Raw genomic sequence first — 25,934 nt, 5'->3', positions numbered from 1 at the left:
CGTAGAGGACTCTTAATAGAAATGCGATGCTGTCATCGAGGCAGCTTTTTTATTGTAACGTGGTAGGATACGTTGAAAAATGTCCATAGCATATGAGATTGTGAAGAAATGCACTTAAAGTAACGGGTAGCAAGAGTGTAATAAAGCAACGCTGTCGCGTTGCTTATTTTTTATGCTAAAAATACTTCCTATATAAATCCTGCCTGATGCCACCACTGAGCTGGGCATAAATCCGGGTCGTTTCACTTTTTTCATGACCTAATAAGCTCTGAATAACATCGATTGAACTCCATTATTCAATAGATGGGTCGCATAGCTGTTCCTTAGTTGAAGCGGATGAATCTCCTTGTTAATGCCAGCGCGGTTGGAAATCCGCTTAATAATGTACCGCATCTGGTCAATGCTCATTCGATGAGGATCCCGGTCTACACGATTATCCAGGTATCGTTTTAACCAAATTTCGCTACAGGTATTAAAATACACTTCCCGTTCCTTATCACCTTTACCTCTTATTATGGCAGATCTGTTCGACCAGTTAATTCTGTTTCTATCTAAGGTGACAATCTCCCCGATACAACAACCGGTGGAGAACATAAATTCAAACAGTGCCTTTTCTATAGGGTTACTGCATGCTTCCCGTAAATGTTCTATTTTCATTTCGTTCAAAAATTTAGGGATTCGTTTCCCAGTTTTAGGCTTTTTTATTTTGGTTGCTGGGTTCTTAGGAATATGTCCTTCTTCATGTGACCATCGAAACAATGATTTGATAAAACGAATGCGTTGAGCTAAACTCGCGGGATTGAGGCTTTCACTTGATTTGGTTAAGTAAGCTTTTAATTGGTCTGTCGTGACCGCTTCGAGTTCAACATCTTTAAAAAATCGTATTAGTAAAATGGATTGGAGTTTGTATGCTTTTAATGTTTGAGGCGAAAAGCCTTCAATTCGTTTGTCAGCTTCGTACATTTCCCATGCTTTAGATAATAACAAAATCATCTCTCCCGATTTCTTTTTACAGGAATTATTGGCTCAAATGACGAAATTGAAACAGCAGTTGTTATTAAGATAAAGAAGCAGATTAGTTGAAGACGAAATTGTACAGATGCTTTTATTTAGTGTTTGAAAAAGTGTCCCTCTTTTTGTATCAAATAAATAATTTGTAGATTTATTCTAAAAGATTGGCCAATCATATAAGCATTTCTCTCAAATTATTTGTAAGATGAAATATCATAATAGAAAGCAGTGTGATAATTTGACATACGAAAATTACAAGCGAAATGGTAAAAACCGTAATCAATGGGATTGTGATTGTGACGGCAATGGATTAGGAGATAATAGCAGAACCCAATTAACCTGCCCACCAGGACACTATTGTGGTCTATATACTCTGATTAGAGGTGTTACTTCAACGGCTTTTTTGTCCGTACATTATGATTTTGATCCGATTACATTTGAGGCTAGGCTCAGTTTAAAATATTTAGATAATACAATTGCAGCAACCACCATTAACCCACGAAACCCAAGGTGGGCAATATATGGAGACGTTCGTATTGACAAACTGCATATAAAAGATTATTTAATTTTCTACCTAGAGGAGGCACGCCCCAATTTTGTCACACTTGTCGTGAGTGGTTTGGGCGTTTGTGTTCCAGGAAGTAAAGGTAGAGAAGATTGTGTAATTATTCGAGGTACTGAGATAGCCAGATTCCCCATTTTTTAAACGAACAGAAAGTGTGCAAAGGTAAAGTAATATGGTTATGTAGACATTGGGGTAATCAATTTGAGTTGCGCTAACGGATAACGATAGCTCAATTAACCGCCTTTCAACCAAGGCGGTTTTCATATGGTCAAATATCAACATTAGAATTTAACATAGCCTATTTTTTTAGTTACAGTAAAGTTTGTGAAACATTACACTTAAAGTAAAGGGGGCGTATGTTAAAGATGGGATGGCTGCGGCGATCCTGTTCTTTATTGAGCTAATGGGAGCGTTAGTTTAACAAGAAGACAATAAATCGTTGACTGATGCTAATTGTTTTGTGGAAACTAGTGCAATTAGGTAAATATCCATTCCTCTTTGAATATGGACACATAAACTAATTTTGAAATTTTTTAAGAAGAAGAATTAAATGGAAAGATCTTAGTTTGCCCAATTAAATTATACAGCAATTTTTAATGTGTTGAATCTCATTTTGAATATTCACACTTACCTTGTTGGACCAAAGTAGTTCGCATATATTGATTTAATTGGTTAGTGAGACTTCTTGTACCAAAATAAAATGGGGGGTAAAAAAACAATGCAAAAATTTATCGAGGTCACTACGAGTAACAACACTAAAAAGATAATAAATCTTTCTTCAATTAAAGAAATATACACCCACGAAAGTGGCGATTCTAATTCGGTAATAACTTTATTAGATAATCAAACAAAGTATCATGTAAAGGAAACATATAGTTTACTGAAAGAAATGACTGGACTTAATTAAGGTTGGGCGTAATGCCCAATTCGACGGCTTTTCTTATTGAAGTAACTGGGAGGTTAGTGAAATAACGAATTCCTAATCGTTACGATTGTGCACTATCAGTTAGTGTACGATTTTTTGTCCAAAATGATAATCAGTAAAGAAGTGCCCTTGCGGCAAATTATGCATGGGCACTTTATTTCAATAGATATCCATTTTTTCTTTTGTGAATTAGTAATTGTACCAACCGTTGTAACCGTTGTAATCGTTGTAGCCGCTATAACAACCACCACAGCCACCACAACCGCCACAGCCGAAGCAGCTGAAGCAACCGAAACATCGGAATCCTCCACAACGAAAGCCACCGCAACGCATGCCACCACACATCATGCCACCACCACAACGCATACCGCCGCCGCAACGCATTCCGCCAAAATGACGCGGATCATTGAGGTTTGGATCAATGGTAATTAAATTACCAACTTGGAAATTATCCATTCCTAACATTTGAAGTTCGTTTTGAAGATTCTGCATTTTTTCCTCCCCTTTGTATTTATTAATTAGGTTAGTCATACACCTATATAGAGAGATGAACGAGGGTAATTCGTCAGTTTCGTTTAAATGAAACCATCATATATACCTGTACTCTCTTCAACAAATTATGATTTCTGTTAGGTCGTTGTCACTGATTTAAGTGCCTATTTCAGTTTGAGGTAATATAAAATGCTGATTCATTATATAAAACCTATGGTTGATTAATCTGATATACTGTTGAAATTGCTGATTCAAAGTATAACTAGGATAAAGAATATGAAAGAATGCACTTAAAGTAACGGGTAGCGTTAGTTAAACAAGCTATGAGTGACTTTAGGACAAAGCCCATATTTTAGTTATTCCATTAAACGGGCGCTAATCTGGAGTAATAACAAAAGTCCAATTTCTTTTAATGTTGAGAAATTGGGCTTTTTATCTTTAATTTTAGTGCTAAATAGTCCTTAAAACGGGTGGAAATAACTCCTAAATGACAGCAAATAAGTGAAATTAAAGCATACTCAATTATTAGTAGGAAATAATAAACAAAAATGCATTATAGGTGGTATAGCGTTTCTCAAAAAACTTCACAGACTCAGTGGATCGCCCGTTATCGAGGACAATTAAAAAACATGCGGACATTTAGCAATATTCTGAATCAGGAAAAGTCAATGGAATCGTTGGAAATATTGATATGAACGGGTCTTATCGTGACTTTGCTGTAGAAATTGCAGAAAAAAATAAGCCCGCAGCAGAAATAAAAGCTGTATCAGGTCAAATGGGTGTTGTTGCTGTCAAGACAAACACAGTGATCGGAAGGGACCTAATCCAGCTTATGATATTATCAATTCTGTTAAAGTAGGAGATTCCTTTAAGTGCAACGGGATTCAAGGTGATTGGTACAATGTAGGTTCAGGCTATATCCATAAAGATTATGTGAAGTTACAAAAAGTTTAAAACAAAAAGCCCTCTCTTTGGAGAGGGGCTTAATAATACAATATATTATATTTATCTGCAGTTGTATCAGCTTTTTCTTTAGTTAAATGAGCATGAGCCCCTAATAGATTATTAGTAATATAATTTATTTCTTCAGTAAAACTTTCTCCATTTTTCTCCTTTTCGATGATCATTATCATATTTCTTAGCAATAAATCACATGAAAATTTTAAACTATTTACATCATTAGCTACCTCTCTTATATGGACTTTTTTCTGGAAATCTTCACAAAGTTTTAATAAGCTATCTAAATTTCTTTTATCATTTCTCTTCATTTCATCACCTCATTAGTTTATATGAGGATTTGTAGATGTTAAGACTAATGTTGGTTATTTAGAAAACAAAATTTTGTTAGACAAAATCTGTATTATAAGTCCATATCCCTACTAAAATATTATAATTTGGATTATGGAAGGGAGGAGGTGAGGAAGTGAATAAGAAATTTTCAGTTTTGTTGATTTTGGCTAGTTTAATAACTGTTCAATTGTTGCCTACAGGATCTGTGTTTGCAAGGAGTAATTCCAATCTACATATGTGCATGGATATACTCGTTCAAATGGTACACATGTAAATGGGTATCATCGTACTGTTGCGAAGCATACAACTAAAGATAATTACATTCATAAAGGAAATTACAATCCTTGGACAGGTAGGTATGGAACTAGGAACTATTAGTTTTTGCTTTACTAAGTAAAATGATAAAAAGGCCCCCTTACTCAATGAGCAGGAGGGCTTGGTATAGAACACCTTTACATTAATCCATAACTGGAATAGGCTCATGAAAAAATTCTTCATCGTTTTCAATAACCGTATATTCTACTTCAGTAGATTTTGTAGTAGGATCGATAATATCCAAGGTGAATTTTTATGCCACACCAATTTCCACATCTTTTGCACCTCAAATAAGGACAAGTTTCTCTTTAGCTATATCTAAAAAAATAGCTTCGTTGACCAAGCACTCATTACCATCTTTTGATTCCATATGTACAGTGTTTTAAATAACATTTTAATCATATATGCCACTTCCTTTTAATTTTTATTAGTATAATATTACTAAATTGTATCGTTTTTTCTATTGACCTATTAAATTATTTCAAAAAGGCAAATAATCTTCAGCAATAAAATCTCTTTTATTCCATTCTTCCTCCTCTAACTTCAAGACCAAATCTGTTATATTTTGGTCTCCGATCGCTATGACCCTCTCCAGCTGGGCATGGTAAGATGTTTCTTTCTTAATTTGCTTCCACCACTCATAAGCCACTTGTTCCGGTTTACGGCCACGAAGAGGAAAGGATCCGGCTGACATCGATTTATTTCCACTTGCTATAAAGTGCATTTCAATAGTAACGTTCATTTTCACTTCATCCTCGGAATAATATTTTTTTGTTTAAACTTAAAATAAATTAAATGGTATGTTTTTAAATATATTACAAACATAGATAGGGAGAGAAAAAATGAGCTAGTACCGGTGGTTTTTTAGGTGTTAAATTATTGTTATTTTGTATGGCTTTTTAAACTTTTGTCCCCTAGAAGGTAACCCGTTAACCAATTTTGGGAACATCTTTTGTAATTACTTTAATTAATTGGAAATAAAAGTTGAACAGAGCAGTTCAATATTTCCTCATGCGAATAACCACGCACGTCCTATTGGAAAAACCCATCCTGGCGAGGTAGGATGGGTTTTAACATCAACCAAGAAAAATCTTTGTCATCCATATTATGTGTTTAAATCACAAATTTATCCACCTTATGACCAAGCTGCTTGAAGCGGGAAAGGTAAAACCAGTAATAGATTAAACTTTTAAGTTGAGTGAAGTGTAAGAAGCTTTCAAGTATTTTGAACAAGGGCACGCTCAGTATGAGGAATCGGGTAGGAAATATGCCATTAAAAAGAAATGGATAAAACTAAATTATTAAAAAATGGTAATTGAACTTCAGGAAAAAGAAAATTTTTAATGTAGCCAGAGGTGGATTACCAAGATCAACGTGCCGACAACTTTTCAAAAGAAGAAGCAAAAAATGAAAAATGGTGAGCGAACAAAAAGAATTCGCTCTTTTTGTCATGTTGTGAAATTAATTAATCATCGCGGCGGCTCTACTTCGCTTCTCCTTTTTAAGATTTCCTTTTAACCATATCATTTTCAATAGTGGATATTTCCAAGTATTCCAATTAATATTGACTGCATAATTATTCATATACTTTTTTGTGTTATTGTTCTTGCAATAATTTTTAAAAAATAAATCAGTGAGCATTTGTGCAAAAATAAGAAACTATTGCTGTTAGCCCCAAAGTCCATGATTTTTTAATCTATTTTTTTAAAAAAAATTTTTTTATTTGAAGAAGGATTATTTTTTTTTTATTCAAATATAAAATTGAAAAAAATATATATTTTGGAGGCTTCGTAATGGCAAAAGTTAAAGATAGTATCAGTGTAGAATTTGAGGATTCTTCTCTTCATTTAATTTGGGATTGTGACGATGAAGTAGGTTATTGTGTTGAATATTTGAGCGAAGAGGAGGGAATAGCCGGATGGGCATTTGGTGACAACAGTGTAGAATCTTACCTTTTATCCGAAGGTTGGTATGAATTCACTTCTGGAATCCTTACTTCCACCAATAATCTGCCGGACCATATTATTGATGAATTTGTCATTTGGATCGAGGAGGGAACCCCAACAGAAGAAGACGAAGAAAATGTGTTGAAAATGATTGAATTATTGACAGACTTTTTAGGTTATCACCCTTTGGAGGAAAAGCGTGTCAATAAGGCCCTTCATTCATTTGGTTGCGAAATGGAAGAAGGACTTTGGTCAAAATACATTCAAAGGGCAAAATAAAGGTTACATGATCAAAGAAGCAACATTTGCTTAACGTTGCTTCTTTGAATTTATGGAAATTGGAAATAATCAAATAAACTAGCTGCATTTACGAACATCTTGAATATGAATAACATAAAAGTAAAGTCCATTTTCCTTAACCATCCGTTCTAGGGTGGTTTTGCTTATGATAAACAGTGGTATTTTACAGCTTAGTAAATATTATATTTGTCATGAATAATTTCGGTCGGTGTAACAATCAATCCTATTTTAAGTCCACGCAGGCTGAAATTTTTTTAGCTGGATAAAGTCAACCATACAAATCTACAAGCACTGAAATGAAAATTAATAAATGGGTGTATGTTCTATAACGGAGTGTGTAGCAGCGATTCCATCTTTCATTGCGGCATTACCAATATTTAAAAATCTCAAGATTGGATTTTTTAGCAAAATTCAAAACAATAACAGGTAATGGAATCAACAAGTCAGCTCTTAAAGGAGGTACAATCTTTGTTTTTTTGCCCATAGATACATTTCATGTTCAGCAGGCTTACAAGCAGTGTGAAGGGAAGGATCGTAGTCATCCATTTCCAAACAAGTAAGATATTCATTCTTATCTAAAACAGCGAAGGAAAAATAGCTTATTTCCTCATTTTCTTTAAAATGATCAAAACAAAAGATTGTTGGATCAATGGCTTTACCTTTTCGGTCAACGATGAAACAGTGCCTTGCCAACATACGCGGGTCATTCAAAATTGACACAAATCCATAGGCAATCCTCCAATCGTTTCTGATGAATTTCCATTGATGACTGCTGAAGACGTTCCAGATGTTGTTGTAACACATGTGCCGCTCAATTCGGGATTTAAGCTTGTTGAAGACGGCTTTACTTGCTTGCAAGTCTAGTGAATGACTACGGATCATTTTTCTTCCCCCATAAATCAATATTTTTTTCAAAGGTAGATTCATATGAATCATCCTCAAATTTGCTCGATTCATTCTACAATATGTGAAGCGTAATCCAATGGGGGTTTTGGCTTCTGTATGCATTTTTTTTGAAGAAAATAAATGGATATTCACTGATTTACTCGATTGCTTTAGGAAAACAAAAAGAAGCCTAATCATTAGACTTCTTTTTAATAGAATAGTGAAAGGCTTTGACAATGATACCGTCATCAAGCGGAATAAAATCTCCTTCCGGTACGTGGACAAACCCGAGACGGTGATATAAACGCATCGCGCTCTTCATAAAATCAGCGGTGTGTAATCCGACGGATGCATACCCTGCCTCTTGGCAAGATTGGATGCATCGTAGGACCAACGCTTCTGCGATTCCTTTTTTTCTTGCATGGGGGTCGATGGCAAGCATGCGAATCTCAGGTGATTCAGACGAATGAGTCAGACCTTGATACGCATCCATTTGCGGCGGAAACAACACGACACTCCCGACGATTTCCTCCTTTTCTGCCGCGACAAAGACGTGAACGTTAGGAGCGAAAGTAGGTACAGAGATGGATTCCGCTAACACCCGCCAATGTTCTTACGGAAGTATATTGGCGTATTCTTGATAAGCATTCACTCGTTTTTGTTGAATGATTTCCATTTCGAAAGGATGCGCTTCCCGTACATGAATCATATTTTTCACCTCATTTTTAAAATAGAGCTGGTCGAACGAGTCTTTCCGGCTTTCTAATTTCATTATAGCGTACTCCCTTTTTTGGGGTAGAAAATGACGGGATTTATTTGTAAATTCAAATGTATTTTATTGGTTTGCAACACTAAAGAAAACCTTTAATCAATTGGCTCGCTTTTTTTATTTGTAATATGGTAAAGAATAGGATTTCAAAAAATATCTCCAACAATTTAACCCTCCAATTTAAGCAAATGGAAAAATCTCATAATGATGATTTATATTGTTTGTTCAGTGTTTTTTCTCATCAGATTAGATACCGACAGCCGTGATTGGTAAAATCAATCTATCGAGAGGTGCCTAAAATTGGCGCCTAAACTAAATGCCAAAATCGGGGGATTTTTCATGATAATCGGTTACGCTCGTGTCAGCGGATTGTCGCAGGCTTTACAGTTTCAGATCGATAAACTAAGAGAGAAATGCTGCGAACAAATTTCTCAGGAGAAAATTACCGGTACGAAAAAGGAGAGACCAGAGTTCCAAAAAGTGCTCGAGGCTTTGCAGCCAGGTGATCACTCATGGTCACGAAGCCCGACCGGTTTGCCCGAAGCGCAAAGGATGATTCATCTAGTCAAAGAGCTAAATACGTGCGGCGTAAATGTCCATGTCCTGAATATGGGGTTAGTGGAGAACACGTGGACGGTCGCCTACTTTTGGCAATTTTGAGTGCCTTAGCGGAATTCGAGAGAGACTTGATAGTGGAACGTTAGCAGGAAGGGGAACAACAGGCTAGGCAGAAACCAGAATTTCCGGGAAGGTGGCAAGCCGACTACGAAGGCAAAAATGAATCATGTAATGCCCCTGCTTGAAACACATTTCTATTCCCAGGTCGTTGAGATGACGGGGATCAGCAAGAATGACAAATCGGGGCAAGAAAAGCAGAAAGAACTAAAGAATTATAAGACCAAACAGCAAAAACAAAAAATAAGTTTTCATTTTTTCATCTCATTACCGATAAAAAGGATGAGGTGATGGGATGTATTTACAAGCCCTAAAAAAGTACGCTGAATTTAAAGTATGGGCGAGTCGTTCTGAATACTGGACTTTTACATTAATTAATGACTTTATTCTATTTCCCCTAGAATGCATTATCGCTTGGATAAACCATCCTAAATTTGTCGGAGATACTTCATTGTCATATATTATTTTTGAGCTTTTTTACTTCTTTTTTCTTCTTGTAGTGATTTTACCAAATTTAGCAGTCAACATACGGAAACTCTATGATTCTGATATGAGTGGATGGTGGTTATTATTCATCTTTTTACTGTTACCAGGATGGATTGTGTTATTAGTATTTTGCGTCTTATCATTAAATGAAGATGACAATTAATACGGATCATAACCTTTTAAAATTTACTAAACAATGAGTAACGTCAACCGAGGCTCCTTATTTTTGTTTTCCGTTTATTATATAGATGTTTTCCATTAATTATACACTTGTATAGCCATTGTTTCTATCAGTTATAATGTATGTTATACAAATGTTATTCCGGAGTGAAAAAGAAATGGGTTATTTGGAAGATTACGCGAAGAAAAAAAAAACAAAAGAAAATAAGAGCAAAAATCTTAATGCTAGAGTCACACCGAGACTTTACAACCAATTTATGAAATACATTCACGAGCTTGGTTTATCGGTTACAGAATCAATTACTATTATGATTGAAAGAGAATTATTAGGAAATTCTTCGGAATCATATCAAGCCGAAATAGAAGCATTGAAATATGAAATTGCCGCACTGAAAGAGAAGCTGTCTAAAGCTGAAGAGAAAATAATGGTACGAAATATAACCGAGAACCCCACTAAACAATTGGGGCAGTCTGAAAACCCCAAAAAAGAGTCTTCTAAATCAAAACGCTTTCGTTACCCTTATAAAATAACAGAAGGAAAAATAACTATAGTTCCTTGCCCGATTTGTGAAAAATGGTTTGATTTGAAAAACTTTTCCCGACACGCAAAAGAAGACCATCATGCAACGACCCAGCTAATTTATGAGAATTGCCCTGATATGGCAAGGAAGATGTACGAAAAGAAAATGAATGAAGAAGACGCACGTTAGTCTTTTATTATTTTAACAAAAGCGCCTGTTACGAATTGTACGTGCTTTTGTTTTTATTTTGTATAACAAATCGTAAAAATTCATATATTACTAATTGGTTTACATCAGTAATGGATTTGTAAATAAAAATGTTATACGAAATGTATAACAAATGTAGGATATGCTAATAATGGTAATAATTAAAAAATACAATGAATGTAGGAGGGACATATGACAAAGTACAACATTCATTCCATTTTCGAAGTTGCAGATGATGCAGTTTTGACCCCTGAGGAGATCTCAGAGATAGTGGGTTTCCATAGTGAAACTGTTCGGCGCTGGTGCAGGTCGGGGAAATTGGATTGTTACAACTTTGGAGGAAAGTATGTTATTGTTGGGTCAGAATTCAAGGCATTCATGGAACGTTCACGTTGCCAGGAGATATAAATGGGAAAGGAACTGATTGCAATAGCCTTCTTTAAGGATCGAAAACTGAACTACTACTTGGATTCCCTAAAAAAAGCAATCGTATTTCCATGTTTAGCTTGCGGCAAGCAGGCAGATATGGACATAGCGACAACCAGATGGTCATGTGATTTTTGTCAACAGAAAGGCAATCTTGCTACATTGATCACCATTCAGGTAATGGATGCTGCCGTGAACACAGCAATCTTTAATCCAAAGAAAGAGTGGTATGCAATTAAGCGCAGGTTTAATAAATTATCTCAACGACATGGGCAAGAAATGTTGGTTTTATTAAAAAAAGTGGAAGAACTTGTTAAGTACTATGAGGGGTCAAAATAGGAATTCGGTATATACAATAAATACAACAAATCATATAATTAATACTATCCGGACTTTCACCATGTTTTATAGGCTAAAACTTTTGAAACATCAAAACGTAAAACCACAGCTTAGAGGTAAAGAGTTTGATAAAACAATGGCTATTGAGGTGGGATAATTGAATTTATCAGGAAACTTACCAACCGCTATAGAATTCGAAACTAACTCTGAGTGCTTACTTTATCGAACGATTGAAGTAGCTAAATTAGTTGGTATTGATGAGACTGTATTAAGCCGATTTATAAAAGCAGGGGAATTAAAAAATGCCGGAATCTATGAAGCCGGTAAAGATTTCGTCCGATACAGAAATTTAAAATATTTATTTCCTGAAACGAGCATAGGTTACTTACAGAACTTCTTTCAGGAATATAAACGTAAAATTAAAGATTTAAGGAACAATCCTGATTTAATTGAGGATTCTCGTTTAGCAAGTGGGATGGGTTTCAGTTCAAAGGAATTATTACAGGAAATTGAAAAGGGTTTATGGGAAGAACATGTTGTTGATATAGCATATTCACCTAAAGCAAACCGAACGATTTATTTTTTCGGCAGAACTGTTTTCAAACACATAAAATACTGTTGTACAAATAAAATTGCTGAATTCGTTGATGTACAACACACAACCATTCGAAAGTTTATAAGAGAGGGAAAATTAACTCAGCCTGATCATTTGATAGGGACGAATAGATGGGATATTGAACAAGTAATATATGATATAGCTCAACTAACTAAAAAGCATCAAAAAAATATGGAAGAGTGTTATGAGAGAAAATCCATAAACTGGTTTTCCTTATTAAGTCCTTTAATACAAGAGATGCTTGATGATTATCTTAGAGAACGACAAAAGGGCAATGGTTTCAGATGGGAAAACGTGACTTGTTACGATTATCCAATTTTAACAAGAGACAAAGACCGTGAAAGACTTAAAAAGGATTTATCCAGGTATTTGGTAAAAATTATTGCTGGAAAAGAGATATCAGGTGAAAAACTTATTGAAGTAGTGCCGTCTCAGGATGAATCAATCAAGAATAAACGTAATAATTTTCGCATATTATCGGAAAAAGATGCAAATGTAATAAAACGAAAGGCTTCAAAATTTGATCTTTTCCAATTAACCGTTGAAGACATTAGAATATTGCTGCAAGGGTATTTACCAACCACTCAATATACAGTATCTAAAACATTTTCTCCTTTTCTTTATTTTTTAATGTCTAAATGGGAAACAAAATATCCTCTTCATAGAATTGTTTCGGACGAGACATATAAAATGGAATACTGGGAGACGAGAACCAATCTTTACCACGCGCGAGAATACCTACCTAAGAAAGAACCTAAGATTCCTAAGTCAAAAATGCGGAAAAAGGCATTCTTTTTGAGATACGAGATTATTCGCGTCTTTGAAGCTATAAAAGCAACTGGTAAAAGGCGTTACCCAGTTAAAATGTGGCGTAGGAATGCTGTAATGTGGATGGTAGGCTGTTTTGCTGGTATAAGACCAGAGGAAATTCGAGAGCTTCGTTTAGAACATTTCCTATTAGATGAGAAGACAGGTCTTTTAAAAACAGTCAATGAAAGAGGCTATGGATTGCTTTTTATACCGGAATTAGTAAGTAAAGGAGCGTATTCTCCTTCTCATGAATATGGTACATTGATCGTCCCTCTTTTAGTTGAATTAATAAATGAATATCTGGAAAAGGTACTATATACAACACAAAAAGAGCGCGGTGTCGGATATCTATTTAGAAATTCCTTTAAAATGGGTGATCCTGAAGCAATACTTAAACATCCAACAAATTGGATTTCGGAGATTAAAGATACTCTTAATGAAATCGACGAAGAGATGGAAGAGATGTGGAAAATTTTCCAATTTAAATCATCACGACATTCTTTAAACGATCTTTTTGATAAAACCCATTTAAACTATACAACTTTAAATGAATACAAAAAAAGAGCTGGTCAAATCCAAATGAGACATGATGTGAATAAACAAGGAGGAACAATTGGAGATAAACACTATTCCTCCGAAATTCCCAAAGGTTGTTTTTATTTTTGTGTAGACGAAATATTGAATTTCCCATGGAATAAAGACGCACTTGAGTTATGGGAAAAGAATAAGGGGTACCGATTATCTGTAATAGGAAGGACTAAATCGGACCACTCATATGAGTTTAAAGACATTTATGAACTCGATAATATATTTGTAGATGAACGGAATTCTTACCTATATGAATTAAATTCAAAATCCGAAAACCAAAATCAGGGTATTGAATTAAAAAGTCCTGAAGTAGAAGCATTGAAGCAACAAATTTCTGAACAGCAAAAGAAGATAGCAGAGTTGCAAAAATTGCTGACTCAAGCACAGGAAGAGACAGCTGCCACATCTGTTCAAAATGATCAAAGTATGCATATTGTCGCCGAGACTGCAATGCAAAAAGTAAATGAAATGCGACTCAAAGTTGATAGCCATTTCCGAAAAGCAGAGCTACTAAACGAACTTGAACGATATCGTGATGCAACTGAAAAGGAAATTAAAAAAATGCCATATAAAGAGAGAGCAAGCAAAATAAATGAACTTAAACACGAATTAACTTTACATCGTTAAAAAGAAAGAGAAAACCATAGTGCAATTATGGTTTTCTCTTTCTTTTGATTATGCTAGTATGTATAACCACTATTAATTGTATACCATATAAACTAGCCACAATTGGTAGAAGGAGAAATAGAAAATGGTCTATGAAAAAATGACTTATGATGAATTTGCAAAAGCAATAAAAAATGGAGCACCCATTCCTCATGGGTTACCAAATTATTATGGAGAAATCGATGATGAGATGATGTTACCTCCTAAGGATGTTGCCGATGCAATCGGCGTCCATGAGGAAACAGTTAGAAGATGGATTCTAGCAAAAAAGATTCCGGCAACAGGTTATTCACGTAAAAAGATAAAGGGTATTGATGTGAAAAGATACACCTGGATAAAAGATAGAAAATGGTTGTAATTAATAGGGATTTTGATATATGAAGAATTTTTTTGAAGAATAGCTTGAAATAAAAACCCTGTACAAGGTTGGACTGACCTAATATGAGACTTAGAAAAAACACTTATGCTGCCTGTCCCCTGTAATCTACCGAGGACAGGTAGTTTAATTTTGCCTGAATGCGTATATGATTATATCGATACATGTATTGATTTACAATTTGTACTACTTTAGAATTGGACATAGATGCTCTTCTTTGAGCGTTGAATCCTTCCGACTTTAGCGAGGAGTGAAAGGATTCGATGACGGCATTATCATGGCAATTTCCTTTTCTGGACATGCTTGTGATAATGCCTTTTTCTTTTGCTAAGTTCTGAAAAGCGTAAGAAGTATAAACAGCCCCTTGATCACTGTGAAGCATCAATCCTACCGGTTTACGCAGTTCTATAGCTTCTCTTAATGTATCCGTTACTAATTGTATATCCTGTTTGGCACTTATCTTATATGCTACGATTTCATTGTTATATAGGTCCATCACTGTTGATAAATACAACACTGTTGACCCGTATGTTAAGTACGTAATATCCGTTAACCATTTCTTATTTGGGCGATTCGCTTTAAAATTTCGGTTGAGAATGTTAGGCACGACAATATTACTCTCACCATTAATATACTTCTGTTTTTTCTTCTTAACTTGGCACTGAATCTGATGTTTCTGCATTATCTTTTGTACAGTTTTACGGTTAACATTTATGCCATACTTTCTGTTTAGAATCGCTTTAATTTTGATGGCCATAGTGGTAATAGTTTTCCTCACAAATTTTTATTACGAGCTCTTCCAAAGGTGTTAACTCATTAACTTTGTATTTACTTTTCCACCTGTAATAGGTCGCCTTAGGAATGCTCATTATCCTAAGAATATCCATTATTTTAAACTTGGAAGAGAGACTTTCTACTACTTCTAAAACGACCTTCGGCTCCAACTCCTTTCGATCTCCTGGTACTTTTTTAAGATTTCCAATTGAGTTTCTAACTGTTTATTCTTTAGTTTCAATTGTTCTAACTCACTCAGTTCCTCCGTTCCCTTACCGTAGGAATATTGCTTGCCTACCTGTTGAGAAAACCGATAGGTTTGACCAGCTTTGTATCATTTCATCCATGTTTTAATTTGTGTCTTATTTTTTATCCCCAGCTGCTCCATTATTTCTTTGTTCGTCTTTCCAGCTTGTTTTATCTTAATTGCATCCCACTTTAATTCTTCCGCGTAATGAACTCTTGTGCCCAAAGAAAAACACCCTCCTAAGAATCATATTGTATAAATACGATTCAGGGGGTGTTTTTTCCTTGTCTCATTTACAAGGGTCTCTCCAGGTGAAGTCAGCCTAGTTGCAGGGTTTTATTTTACAACATCTAAAAAACGACTTTTCAACTTTTTCAACAAATTACAACATTTAATTTCCATGGTACAAACCAGTTGTCGAGATATAATGTTGTAATTTGTTGAAAATGTGTATTTGTAGTCTATGGTACTTTTAGCCAACAAACAACTGTTATAAGTATAAATATCGACCTGGGAAGTAATTTGTAGAACTATCAATAAATTGACCAAAATTTGTATTTATATTTTTGGGAGCAAATCTGAGAACAACAGGTAAGAAAATTTAGTAACCACTCTCCGTGTATATTTTGATTCTCTTGGTAATATCCATCTCTTTGATCGCAATTTTTAAAACCTCAGGTGTTTGGGAAACGTTACAGTAATATTTTTTACCTGTAAGATCAACTAGAGATAGTTTTCCGTTCGGCAAAACAGAAGCACCTGTATCGCAGGATATGAAATTGCCTGCTCGGTAAACCGAGAGATAAGGGGTATGCCCGTGTACCATTATTCGACCGCCGATAGCTTTATTTAAATCATTTTGATTCACTGAATACATTTCATCAATACCCATAAAAGTACAATCTTCATGCTGTTTCAAGGGGGCATTGTTCAAATTGATACCCGCATGTGTATAAAAATATTGCTCGTCGCAATATGTAATAGGGAGATTTGCCAGCCATACGAGATGCTCATCTCTTTCCATTTTGCTTACGAATCGTCTCTTTAACTCCTGTATCACTTCCTGTCCGCCATATCGTAGCCACATATCATTATACCCTCTAAATAGATACCGCCTCATCATGACCTCATGGTTACCTAACACGACAAACACATTTTTAGGGTGCTGTTCCTGCAGATGCTTGACATATTTTATGACCCCAACAGAGTCCGGACCTCGGTCAATCATATCACCAACAAATACCAATTGGTCGTATTTCGGGTCGAAATTGGCTTCATTAAGCAATATTATCATTGAATCAAATTGACCATGTACGTCGCTTATGGCGAATTTCCTTTTCATTCTAATCCACCACCTTTTGGCTTGCCGTGTGAAGAATTTTCGTTTTTTCTTTCATTCCACATTTTGTCCATAATATCGCGCTGTTCATTAAGAATTTGTTTGGCAGTTGTACGATGTCCTTCCTTGGCATGCTTCGCAAACTTGGAGTAATTTTTCCACTTTCCACATAACGGACAAGGGATATCCTTATCAATCATATATTTGATAAGAGAGGGAAATGGAGGTTGTGGTTCCTTTTGCTCTTCTAGTATCGGTGCCTCATATTTCTCTAAAGTATGGGTGGTGGTTGTTTTGGATCTTGTTTCAAGTACAGGCGGCTTTTTGTCCGACTCCATCCGATCCTTTTCTTGAGTTTCTCCCGATGATACTTCTTCAATCATTTTGGCAATCCTATACTTGAGTCCCTTTTGTAAAAGAGCATTCATTATTTTTTTTACGATCCATTCATCATGCGCGGTATAATATATCCGCTTCGAGGAAGAAGTCTTGGTTTCCATGGAGTATAACACTAAACGGTCCTCTTCAGTAATCTCATCCCCAAAGCCGTACCACATTTCATCATCATATTTGAATTCCACATCGAATCGGAAAATGCCTTCTTCTATTTCTACGACTTTTGTTACCTTCAATCCGGTAATCACAACCTCTTCTTCCGTCGGATCTTGGTCGACATTGGAAATCGGAACCATAGAAAGCAGCGCATTTGTTTCTAGCGCTGCCACCTTCTTCTCTAGCTTCTTGGCGTAAGCTTTCCAGTCCTCTTTTGTCATGCTGTAATCGTATATAAAGCGGTCAAGCTCATCTTTATGGATTTTGTACCCCATCTTTTTAGCGTTACCTGGATTAACAGAAGGCTGGATTTCTCCGTCTAGGATGAACCGTCGGACCTTCGCTGAATTCCATTTATCTTCTAGTTTTTCATTCAAATACACCGCAGCATCGTTCACCGAAAGCATGTTTTCAAGATATTTTTGTTCTTCCAGATGGTCTTTTTCAATTTGGGCGAGGAAGTTTTGGATCTTTTCAGGCTCCAAACCTTGTTGTTCGAGCCATTGCTTCAATTTCTCTGGGTTCATGATTTTTCATCCTTTTTATATCAACCATTTTCAAATTTAACGTTAAGTTTATATATTATAAATTCAATAAAATATTAAATTTATTTAATATCAAACCAAATTAATATTAAAATGGATTAATGTTCAGTATTTTATTCAACATTCAAACGACAAGATGGTGCGTGCAATGGCGGTATGTCATCGTACATTCATGTTTTTCACATCCTTTATTTATATCCAACTATTATCAATATTATAATTATTGATGGTAAATTATATTGATATTAAAAGTTATGAATAAAAAAGTATCTATTGTGCTTCTATAACTAATTTTCTATAGCATTCTTATCCATATTTCACATTAATATTTATTGACATCATTTTTGATTAATATAATTATTTTAAATATTAATTTATTTACCCATTTACTTATTTTAATAATAATTATTTTTTCGAATTACCTGTTATCATTAATTTATTTAACAATTAACTATTTTATGGATAATTATTTTTGTGGATATATAATTATTGTTCAATATTTTTCATAAAAATTCTTTTTGATATTAATGTTTTTTTATTAAAATTAATGGTCATTGAACACAAAAGTCCCTCAAAATTGGCATTCGGAAAGCCAATTTGAGGGATTTTTAGATGTAAAGGGCAATTTTTATTCAAACTCACTAATTTTATGGATTTTTTTATTATACATAATGAACACCAGTTCGCACATAATGATTATCGTGGTGAATGTGATGTCAAAAAGAGATCGTGGTTTGAAGAAGTGGCAGTTTGCGTACGCGATGCCCGAGTTAATAAAAGCTCAGCGGGGAATTTGGCATGACCAGCAAAAGGTAAGTAAACCCATCCTTGTTGAGTACGAGAAAGACGAGTTCGACCAGCGTCTAAGCTATGCGATGGAGTATCACTTTCCGGTAAAGATCTAAACTTGTCTGACGGCTTTATATCGAAACAAACTGGTCGCATTCATTCAATAGATCCATTCTCAAACCAGGTGCTGATGGAACTAGCGGAAAGCAGAGAACGCAAGATTGATTTCGAGGAAGTTATTGGGGGATTGGTATTGGATTGAATCCTACTACAGCGCCACTGCTCTCTTTAGTTTTGGGGATAGCATTTTTTTGCAAAAAAATAAGAGTTTTTCGCTCGCGTTAGTACCAGCTCCACATATTCTACATAATGTGATAACCACCTTTGTCTTTAAACCAATTAAATTATAAATGAAGCCGCTTACGTTAGAAAAATATTTGCTCAAGATATAAAAATCATCGTGATTTTCTTTTTCGGTTAACCGGTTAACTGAAATTTTGTTAAATTTCAAAAAAAGACTTCAAAAGTATATTGTCCACTTAGAGACCTAATAACTTTGAATGAAAATTGATTCTACTGCATTATAAGGGTAGAAGATCTTTTTTAACAAGAAATTAATTCGTTGAAATGGAAATATAAAAATGACCTTCCGAAAATATGTCTTCGCAAGGAAGAATTTTCGTGATAGTAAAAATTTTGTTTTTTATTGAAGATATTTTAATATATATTTTTTTCGTTTTTACTATACTGTTCCATACCAGAATCGAAATAAACGATTAAACTATTTTTTAGTATACTTAATATTAAATCAGCTTCATTAGATTCAATTTTATTTATATCAATGGAAAACAAAATATTTTTAAATACTTTTAACAAAAATATATTGTGAAAGTTAGAAAAATTTATCTGCTGTTTTATAAATTTTTTTGATTCATTATCATTAATTATTGTATCTTTATTATTTTCGTTTTTTTCATAGGAATAATTTAAACTTTCTTTAATGTTATTCTCTTTTATAAATACATCAATCCAGTCATTTAATTTGTTCATTGGAATTTGTTTTTCTTTTTTATTTTGAGGTACTGCATACAATTCATTAATATTTTTAAAATACTTCCAAAGTAGATTGTATATTTGTTCTTCTGAAAATGTATTTGGACAATTTTTATTTATTATATTACATGCAATAATTTTTGCTTTTTTTAAAGGAACAAAATTATTTTCTTTTTTTAACTCCATCTTATATAACTTCCTTGAATATTATTTTTTCATAAAAGTATTTCCCAAAAATATAATAATATTCAAGGAATATAAATAATAAAGAAAAGAAAAATAAACATGAACAAAAAAGTATTACTCAAAATGGGAGGAAATATGGAAAGAATTCATTTTAAAACTCATATAACTCCAAATGACATTAAAGTTGTAGAGGTCATTAACAGGTCAATTGTGTTATATGAAGTACCACGATACGCACTAAAAGATTTTCTAGCCAATGAACCCTTATTGTGCCAAGCTGGAGTGTATTTTTATTGTAGTGAGGATGGTGTACTACCAGAAGTGTATATAGGATCAGGTGTGCCAATTAAAAGAAGATTGGAAGATGGCGGATTAAATCGTGATTTTTGGGATTATGTCCTTGTAATTGTATGTCAGAAAGAAGATTCAACTTTTGATAAAAACACCACCTTAAACATTGAAGGACGGTTTTACGAAAATCTGGAAAAATCGCAAAAAGTGAAGTTGCACAATAAAAATTCTCCTCCTAAAATACCACTTTATCGAGGAGCAAAATATGTCATCGAAGACATTATGGCTACCATTTTATCTCTTTTTAAAATATGCCGTTATACATTTTTACTCCCAAATACTATTTCTTTGGCAAATGTAAATAAACCCTTATTTACCTTAACTTTGGGAGGGGTTGATGCCAAAATGGAAGTTAAAGGAGGCAGTTATGTTGTTCTTGCCGGCTCAACTGCTTGTAAAAATGATAAAGTTTCAATAAGTCCTAAGGTCAAAAAAGAAAGATTACATCTAAAACAGACTGGTACATTAATTGATCATCCTAATGATAGAGATCTCTTAATATTTACAGGAAATTGCCCATTCTCAAGTCCAACAACTTCTGCCGGGGTAATTTATGGTGGAAATTGTAATGCCAAAGTCCATTGGAAATTTGGGGACATCACCTTCAGAGATTATTTTAATAAGTAAAGTTAAATAAAATATAAACGCTGAATTTCTTGTTAGTGTTCAGCGTTTATCACACTAATCTATATTAAGACTAGATAAATGAGGGGAGGGACAAAATTCTCTATTGTATCTCGGAATAGATGTAAGAATGGTTTACCTTTGTGAAGAAATGTTCTTTAAAACGTAAAGACCTTTTGAAAAAAACTTGCTATAATTATTTACATAAGGTGGTCGAGCATGTTCAGCGGAAGTGAATTTGTATAAAGTTGACTTATCTTGCTGCGAATTTAGAAAGTTAGTTATGAACACCAAATAGGCAATATCGATAATGTCCGTGGAATAATAAAAATTATTTTATACGCGGACAAAATGACGGGCATTTTTTTGAGTATTGAATGAAAAAAGTAGTTACGCCAATGATTTTAGGGGGTCTGTTTAGATGTGGAAGAATATGAGTGAAATTGTTGCATACGGTACTGCAGTTGTGGTTGAAAAGGTAGAATAGGAATGCATTGGTTCCTGTATTATATAATTTTCCAGGTAGTTATTGTCCTGTTTTTCTGGATTCTTTCTAAACGAAAGGACAAGCGATATAAAATTGAAAATAGAAAACCTCCAGAAGGGTTTGAACCGACTGAGGAAGTATCTATTGATCCGGTTTCCCAAGATAGAATACGAGTTTACGTCAATCCAGGAACGGGTGAACGTTTATATATCAATGAGAATCGCTAACCAAAAAGGTGGCGATTTTTTTAAGTTTCAAAAATTTTGTTTTATAACTTGTGTTTGTTAACATGGTTATATAATAATCTTAAAACGGAGGAATCTCAATGACTCTAGAAACCAAGTGGATCCGTTATGGGAAAAACGAGGAATACGTTGGCTACATGGCCAAGATGGACCGAGTGAACGAGAACTTGCCAGCGATTATTGTGATTCAGGAAATATGGGGTGTGGATGCCCATATTCAAGATGTGGCGGAAAGATTCGCACAGGCAGGTTATCTAGCATTTGCGCCAGATCTTTATGCGAAAAATGGATGCCGGATTGAGGATTTGAAAGCAGAAAGAGTAGAAGAGGTCAAGAGCTTTATGGATTCCTTACCACATTCAGTTTGGAACAATCCAGCCGAGCGAGAGAAGGCCCTTGATGAATTGGAAGAAGGAAAGCGGAACCGTGTTACCAAAACGTTTGAAACCATGTTTGGCGGTTTAAATTCTGCCCATTATATCGAGGAACTGTTAGAGACCTCCAGATTTTTAAGAGAAGAATGCAAGGCTTCCAAGGGACAAGGAGTGGTGTCAGTCGGTTTTTGTATGGGTGGTGCATTATCAGGGCTGTTGTCCAGTCGTGACCCTCAGCTAAAAGGAGCGGCCATTTTTTATGGGAATCCGCCTTCAACTGAAGAACTGAAAAATATCAACTGCCCTGTTTACGGATTTTATGGTGATTTGGATAAGCGAATCTCAGAACATGTTCCTAATTTTGCGGAACAAATGAAAAAACAAGGAAAATCTTTCGAGTATCAAATTTATCCAAATACCCAACATGCTTTTTTTAATGATACTCGGTCCGCCTACAATGTAGAATCCGCCCGAGATGCCTATCAAAAAGTACTGCAATTTTTCTCACAAGTGTTGAAATGATTCTACACATATTCTAAAGTTAACGCCTCATTCTTTCGATTGGAGAGATGAGGTTTTTTTGATATATCTCCAAAAATACGACAATTCGCATAATAGAAATTATGTTTCTGTCGAGAAAATTATGGTGGTATTTCACAAAAGTGTCACATGTAAATCGATAAATTGGAAAATTTCGGAGATAATAAAAGTATAAGCAACAGTCCAAATAGGAGTGTTTGGATTGTACTCAAATTGTGAGGAGGAGGAGGACAATGAAAAAACGTAAAGTGGTTGCGATGCTGTTGGCCGGTGGAAAAGGCACGAGATTAAACCTGTTAACAAGGAATATTGTGAAACCTGCTATGCCATTTGGTGGAAAATACCGCATCATTGACTTTGCCTTAAGCAATTGTAAGAATTCGGGAATTGATACAGTCGGGATCTTAACACAATATCGTCCGCATACACTGCATTCTTATTTGGCAGATTGTAGATTTGGAAATGACAGATTTAGTGGCTTGACGATCCTGCCGCCTTTTCAGAGAGATGAATCTGGGATTGAATGGTATGAAGGGACATCCCATGCAGTTTATCAAAACATCGAATATATTGAACAGTTCAGGCCTGACTATGTACTTATTCTGTCTGGTGATCAAGTCTATAAAATGGATTATAATCTGATGATTGAACAGCATGTGGAGACAAACGCAGATTGTACCATTTCAGTAGTAGAAGTTCCTTGGAAGGATGCTAGCAGATTTGGGCTTATCAAAATAGACCAGTTGAACTGCCAGATTATAGATTTTGAAGAAAAACCAATTAAACCAACAACGAATTTAGCTTCGATGGGGATTTATATTTTTAAATGGCCGATTTTAAAAAAATATTTAATTCAAGAGGAGCAGAAAGAGTTTACCCACCGAGATTTTGCCAAAGATATTATTCCAGCGATGATGGAGGATAGTTTAGATTTATTTGCTTACCGTTTTCATGAATACTGGCAGGATGTCGGTACTGTTCATAGCTATTGGGAAGCAAATCTGGATCTTTTAAATAAAAAGAAAAATATTTTTCTGCAAAATCCAGACTGGCCAATTTATTCAATGGAAAAAAGCGGCCATCCGACCTTTATTGATGAAAGTGCCAAGGTTCACCATAGTTTAATCAGTGATGGTTGCGAAATCTATGGCACTATTGAAAAATCGATTGTGTTCAGTGGGGTGAAAATTGGTAAAGGAGCGATCATAAAAAATTCTCTTATATTGCCACATACGGCAATTGAAGAAAATGTGTGGATAGAGAATGCGGTAGTGGGAAATGGTTCAGTAATCAAGAATGGGGTTTATATCGTTTCAAAAGATCCGAATGAGCAACTGATGGTGGTAGGCAACCAAGCTGTGATTGACCCGGATGTTGAAGATGTAGCTAGTAAAAATAATGTGAAATCAGTTATTACGAATAAATAAGGTAAGAATCTGTATTCAACGGGCACTTTGAAGTGCCCGTTATGCTTTTAAACTGTACTTATTATTGCTCCATTAAATTGGCAATTGAAACACTTTGCTTCTGGTTTGGTTGGTCAAGCGGGTGGATCGTAGCCTGTCCATTTTGTTGATCAACATGTTCAATATAGACACGTGTTCCATTGTATAAAACGTTTGCCATTGAATGAGAATCGGCTATTTCTTGTGCACGTCGTGCGTCCATTCTTTTCTCCTCCTTTCATTTAAACCATTTACAGTATTTGCATTGTGTAGGTTTATATACGAAAGCTTGCTAATCTCAAACGATACCATTGTATTTTTTATATCAGAAACGTTACAATAAACAGCGAAGAGTTTCAAATTAACGAAGAAGTAGGGAAAAGAATGATTGCAAAGACACCAGAAGATTTTAATGGCTTGAAAGAAATTGGCAGAATTTGTGCTGCCATTAGGGACGAATTGGTTGAAAGTACAAAACCCGGTATTACGACAAAAGAACTGGATGAAATGGCCGGAAAACTTTTTGAAAAAGCGGGCGCCATTTCGGCACCGAAAGGGGAATATGATTTCCCTGGCTACACTTGCATTAGTGTCAATGAAGAAGTAGCGCATGGCATACCGGGAAACCGCGTCATCCAGGAAGGGGATCTGGTGAATATCGATGTCTCCGGATCGAAAAATGGCTATTTTGCGGATACCGGTATTTCATTTGTTGTCGGTGAGGGCGATGATGTATTGAAAAATATGTGCCAGGTTGCCAAGGAAGCATTTGATGAAGGAATTAAAAAAGCGAAACCAGGTGCCAAAAAAAGCCGAATCGGCAAAGTAGTTTATCAAACAGCAAGAAAGCATGGTTTTACAGTCATTAAAAACCTAACGGGCCACGGAATTGGCAGGACCATCCATGAGGAACCTGAGTATATTTTTAATTACTACGAGACCGATGGTGATGAATTGCTGAAAGAGGGTATGGTTATCGCAGTCGAGCCGTTTATCTCCACATTGGAGGAAGAAGTATTTGAAAAAGGTGACGGCTGGACATATGTTACTGAAAAAAGTTTCGTTGCTCAGTACGAACATACGATTATTGTTACTAAGGATGGCCCTATCATTATTACATTAAATGAAGGAGAGTAATCTAGGTAACGCAGCCATTTTGGCTTTCGGGAAACATTCATTGGATTAAAAGCTAAATTTTGCAAACTGTCGGAAAGGAAATCGTGATTCAGTCGGCAGCAGAAAAATTTGAGAAACAACAATAAGGATAGGGATTAAGGAACCTTTTAGTTTCTTGTTCGAGCAACCGTCAGTTTTACATTATTATTTTTTATAAAACGGAGCCAAACTTCGGTCATTGGCTCCGTTTTATTATGCCTGAAATTGAGGATTTTCGATGGATATAATTTGCTGTGTGGTATTTTGGTGAGCAATTTCTTTTGTCGTTTCCACCAATTGATAGATGTGCCTATGGCATTGCTGTGCCCCTTTAACGAGCAGCGGAACGCCAATGAAATCAATTCCTAATCCACGTGAGAAAAAACCTCCCAGTGTCATGGCGAGTGGAACTGTCGGCGAAGTGTTGGAGAATACAATCCGTTCTTCTTTTTGATACCTGGTTAAAAATAGACTGGATAAATCTTGGAGTGCAGGTAAAACCAACTTATCATTTCGCCTGCCAATCGTATACACAGGATGACCTTCATCATCATTTCCATGAAAAAAAATCCTTCCCGCATCCTTTTTCTTTAATTGATTAAAATAGGGGATGGCTAAAATTTCTTCTTTCGTTAACATTTGTGAGGATGGGTTTATGATTTTTAAATGGTAGGCAGCCGCGATGGAAGTGGTATGTGTCCCGCCAAAATCATGATAAATGTATATCATAATGTCCTCCAATTACGTAAGTCTTAATGTCTATACTTTCCCCTGCTGGAAAAAGATTATGTAATTTTACTTTGTATAATCTAGGATCTATAGGGATACCTGAATTTTACA

The 25,934-nt window shown here is 35.2% G+C and carries 29 protein-coding genes and 2 pseudogenes; 18 read left to right on the top strand and 13 right to left on the bottom strand.

All coding sequences use genetic code 11. The features are described from left to right. Nucleotides 1-175: 175 nt before the first annotated feature. A pseudogene (locus tag HPT25_RS22735) lies at nt 176-987 on the bottom strand (tyrosine-type recombinase/integrase). A gap of 229 nt (nt 988-1,216) precedes the next feature. Here HPT25_RS22735 and HPT25_RS22730 point away from each other — a divergent pair. After that, complete coding sequence (locus HPT25_RS22730; protein WP_217269801.1) at nt 1,217-1,717, top strand: hypothetical protein; 501 nt, start codon at nt 1,217-1,219, stop codon at nt 1,715-1,717. Between the two features lie 973 nt (nt 1,718-2,690). Here HPT25_RS22730 and HPT25_RS22725 read toward each other — a convergent pair. Then, a complete protein-coding gene (locus HPT25_RS22725) occupies nt 2,691-2,993 on the bottom strand; it encodes a heterocycloanthracin/sonorensin family bacteriocin (RefSeq protein ID WP_173069600.1) in 303 nt (100 codons plus the stop codon). A gap of 691 nt (nt 2,994-3,684) precedes the next feature. On the opposite strand from HPT25_RS22725, the gene HPT25_RS22720 reads away from it, so the two are divergent. Further along, a complete protein-coding gene (locus HPT25_RS22720; protein WP_173069598.1) occupies nt 3,685-3,852 on the top strand; it encodes a hypothetical protein in 168 nt (55 codons plus the stop codon). A 124-nt stretch (nt 3,853-3,976) separates the two neighbouring features. Here the strand turns inward: HPT25_RS22720 and HPT25_RS22715 are convergent, their stop codons facing one another. Both HPT25_RS22715 and HPT25_RS22710 read right to left on the bottom strand, forming a co-directional pair. Then, the gene (locus HPT25_RS22715; protein ID WP_173069595.1) at nt 3,977-4,261 is read right to left on the bottom strand and encodes a hypothetical protein; all 285 of its coding nucleotides are present in this window, start codon (nt 4,259-4,261) and stop codon (nt 3,977-3,979) included. Nucleotides 4,262-5,079: 818 nt separating this feature from the next. Beyond that, nucleotides 5,080-5,340 carry a hypothetical protein gene (locus tag HPT25_RS22710; protein WP_173069593.1) on the bottom strand — a complete coding sequence of 87 codons (261 nt, stop codon included), beginning with the start codon at nt 5,338-5,340 and terminating at the stop codon, nt 5,080-5,082. Between the two features lie 1,051 nt (nt 5,341-6,391). Here HPT25_RS22710 and HPT25_RS22705 point away from each other — a divergent pair. After that, nucleotides 6,392-6,823, top strand: coding sequence for a hypothetical protein (locus HPT25_RS22705; RefSeq protein WP_173069591.1), 432 nt, complete (start codon nt 6,392-6,394; stop codon nt 6,821-6,823). Between the two features lie 471 nt (nt 6,824-7,294). On the opposite strand, the gene HPT25_RS22700 is transcribed toward HPT25_RS22705, so the two are convergent. From HPT25_RS22700 to HPT25_RS28835, 3 genes are all read right to left on the bottom strand, one after another. Continuing rightward, nucleotides 7,295-7,726, bottom strand: coding sequence for a hypothetical protein (locus HPT25_RS22700; protein ID WP_173069589.1), 432 nt, complete (start codon nt 7,724-7,726; stop codon nt 7,295-7,297). 193 nt (nt 7,727-7,919) lie between these two features. Beyond that, on the bottom strand, nt 7,920-8,330 hold the full coding sequence (locus tag HPT25_RS28840; protein WP_312857320.1) for a GNAT family N-acetyltransferase: 411 nt from the start codon (nt 8,328-8,330) through the stop codon (nt 7,920-7,922). Between the two features lie 12 nt (nt 8,331-8,342). Beyond that, nucleotides 8,343-8,501: a hypothetical protein gene (locus HPT25_RS28835; protein ID WP_246277264.1), complete on the bottom strand. Its 159-nt coding sequence runs from the start codon at nt 8,499-8,501 to the stop codon at nt 8,343-8,345. A 336-nt stretch (nt 8,502-8,837) separates the two neighbouring features. On the opposite strand from HPT25_RS28835, the gene HPT25_RS22690 reads away from it, so the two are divergent. The 9 genes from HPT25_RS22690 (at nt 8,838) to HPT25_RS22660 (ending at nt 14,370) form a co-directional block, all read left to right on the top strand. Then, nucleotides 8,838-9,158 (top strand): recombinase family protein, encoded by a 321-nt coding sequence (locus HPT25_RS22690; RefSeq protein WP_246277263.1) that lies wholly within the window; start codon nt 8,838-8,840, stop codon nt 9,156-9,158. After that, nucleotides 9,128-9,202, top strand: coding sequence for a hypothetical protein (locus HPT25_RS29415; RefSeq protein ID WP_376767987.1), 75 nt, complete (start codon nt 9,128-9,130; stop codon nt 9,200-9,202). Before HPT25_RS22690 ends, HPT25_RS29415 begins: the two co-directional genes overlap by 31 nt. A 73-nt stretch (nt 9,203-9,275) precedes the next feature. Further along, nucleotides 9,276-9,464, top strand: coding sequence for a hypothetical protein (locus HPT25_RS29490; protein ID WP_512698530.1), 189 nt, complete (start codon nt 9,276-9,278; stop codon nt 9,462-9,464). Nucleotides 9,465-9,468: 4 nt separating this feature from the next. Continuing rightward, the gene (locus HPT25_RS22685) at nt 9,469-9,822 is read left to right on the top strand and encodes a DUF805 domain-containing protein (RefSeq protein WP_173069585.1); all 354 of its coding nucleotides are present in this window, start codon (nt 9,469-9,471) and stop codon (nt 9,820-9,822) included. 175 nt (nt 9,823-9,997) lie between these two features. Further along, nucleotides 9,998-10,549: a hypothetical protein gene (locus tag HPT25_RS22680; RefSeq protein ID WP_173069584.1), complete on the top strand. Its 552-nt coding sequence runs from the start codon at nt 9,998-10,000 to the stop codon at nt 10,547-10,549. A gap of 210 nt (nt 10,550-10,759) precedes the next feature. Further along, nucleotides 10,760-10,975 (top strand): helix-turn-helix domain-containing protein, encoded by a 216-nt coding sequence (locus HPT25_RS22675; protein WP_173069582.1) that lies wholly within the window; start codon nt 10,760-10,762, stop codon nt 10,973-10,975. Next, nucleotides 10,976-11,332 (top strand): hypothetical protein, encoded by a 357-nt coding sequence (locus HPT25_RS22670; RefSeq protein WP_173069580.1) that lies wholly within the window; start codon nt 10,976-10,978, stop codon nt 11,330-11,332. 157 nt (nt 11,333-11,489) lie between these two features. Next, on the top strand, nt 11,490-13,973 hold the full coding sequence (locus HPT25_RS22665) for a coiled-coil domain-containing protein (protein WP_173069578.1): 2,484 nt from the start codon (nt 11,490-11,492) through the stop codon (nt 13,971-13,973). A 124-nt stretch (nt 13,974-14,097) separates the two neighbouring features. Continuing rightward, complete coding sequence (locus tag HPT25_RS22660) at nt 14,098-14,370, top strand: helix-turn-helix domain-containing protein (protein WP_173069576.1); 273 nt, start codon at nt 14,098-14,100, stop codon at nt 14,368-14,370. A 103-nt stretch (nt 14,371-14,473) separates the two neighbouring features. On the opposite strand, the pseudogene HPT25_RS22655 reads toward HPT25_RS22660, so the two are convergent. The 3 genes and pseudogenes from HPT25_RS22655 to HPT25_RS22645 all read right to left on the bottom strand — a co-directional run bounded on the left by HPT25_RS22655 (nt 14,474) and on the right by HPT25_RS22645 (nt 17,827). Beyond that, a pseudogene (locus tag HPT25_RS22655) lies at nt 14,474-15,634 on the bottom strand (IS3 family transposase). 376 nt (nt 15,635-16,010) lie between these two features. Then, nucleotides 16,011-16,751: a metallophosphoesterase family protein gene (locus tag HPT25_RS22650; RefSeq protein WP_173069574.1), complete on the bottom strand. Its 741-nt coding sequence runs from the start codon at nt 16,749-16,751 to the stop codon at nt 16,011-16,013. Then, entirely contained in the window at nt 16,748-17,827 is a 1,080-nt protein-coding gene (locus tag HPT25_RS22645) for a hypothetical protein (RefSeq protein ID WP_173069572.1), read from the bottom strand. Before HPT25_RS22645 ends, HPT25_RS22650 begins: the two co-directional genes overlap by 4 nt. 572 nt (nt 17,828-18,399) lie before the next feature. Here HPT25_RS22645 and HPT25_RS28490 point away from each other — a divergent pair. Continuing rightward, the gene (locus tag HPT25_RS28490; RefSeq protein WP_217269800.1) at nt 18,400-18,750 is read left to right on the top strand and encodes a YolD-like family protein; all 351 of its coding nucleotides are present in this window, start codon (nt 18,400-18,402) and stop codon (nt 18,748-18,750) included. A gap of 601 nt (nt 18,751-19,351) precedes the next feature. Here the strand turns inward: HPT25_RS28490 and HPT25_RS22635 are convergent. After that, a complete protein-coding gene (locus tag HPT25_RS22635) occupies nt 19,352-19,873 on the bottom strand; it encodes a hypothetical protein (protein ID WP_173069568.1) in 522 nt (173 codons plus the stop codon). A 135-nt stretch (nt 19,874-20,008) separates the two neighbouring features. Here HPT25_RS22635 and HPT25_RS22630 point away from each other — a divergent pair, with 135 nt between their 5' ends. The 4 genes from HPT25_RS22630 to HPT25_RS22615 all read left to right on the top strand — a co-directional run bounded on the left by HPT25_RS22630 (nt 20,009) and on the right by HPT25_RS22615 (nt 23,921). After that, the gene (locus tag HPT25_RS22630) at nt 20,009-20,851 is read left to right on the top strand and encodes a DUF4357 domain-containing protein (RefSeq protein ID WP_173069565.1); all 843 of its coding nucleotides are present in this window, start codon (nt 20,009-20,011) and stop codon (nt 20,849-20,851) included. Between the two features lie 486 nt (nt 20,852-21,337). After that, nucleotides 21,338-21,562, top strand: coding sequence for a hypothetical protein (locus HPT25_RS22625; RefSeq protein ID WP_173069563.1), 225 nt, complete (start codon nt 21,338-21,340; stop codon nt 21,560-21,562). A 98-nt stretch (nt 21,563-21,660) separates the two neighbouring features. Then, entirely contained in the window at nt 21,661-22,476 is an 816-nt protein-coding gene (locus HPT25_RS22620; protein WP_173069561.1) for a dienelactone hydrolase family protein, read from the top strand. Nucleotides 22,477-22,727: 251 nt separating this feature from the next. Next, on the top strand, nt 22,728-23,921 hold the full coding sequence (locus HPT25_RS22615; protein ID WP_173069559.1) for a glucose-1-phosphate adenylyltransferase: 1,194 nt from the start codon (nt 22,728-22,730) through the stop codon (nt 23,919-23,921). A gap of 61 nt (nt 23,922-23,982) precedes the next feature. Here the strand turns inward: HPT25_RS22615 and HPT25_RS22610 are convergent, their stop codons facing one another. Further along, nucleotides 23,983-24,162 (bottom strand): small acid-soluble spore protein H, encoded by a 180-nt coding sequence (locus tag HPT25_RS22610; protein ID WP_173069557.1) that lies wholly within the window; start codon nt 24,160-24,162, stop codon nt 23,983-23,985. Between the two features lie 161 nt (nt 24,163-24,323). Here HPT25_RS22610 and map point away from each other — a divergent pair, with 161 nt between their 5' ends. Next, on the top strand, nt 24,324-25,076 hold the full coding sequence (gene map / locus HPT25_RS22605; RefSeq protein ID WP_173069555.1) for a type I methionyl aminopeptidase: 753 nt from the start codon (nt 24,324-24,326) through the stop codon (nt 25,074-25,076). 231 nt (nt 25,077-25,307) lie between these two features. Here map and HPT25_RS22600 read toward each other — a convergent pair whose 3' ends face one another. Continuing rightward, the gene (locus tag HPT25_RS22600) at nt 25,308-25,823 is read right to left on the bottom strand and encodes a DUF3189 family protein (protein ID WP_173069553.1); all 516 of its coding nucleotides are present in this window, start codon (nt 25,821-25,823) and stop codon (nt 25,308-25,310) included. Nucleotides 25,824-25,934: the final 111 nt, after the last annotated feature.

This window comes from Neobacillus endophyticus (assembly GCF_013248975.1).
Taxonomy (GTDB): domain Bacteria; phylum Bacillota; class Bacilli; order Bacillales; family Cytobacillaceae; genus Neobacillus; species Neobacillus endophyticus.
This window is presented reverse-complemented; position numbering and strand designations above follow the sequence as displayed.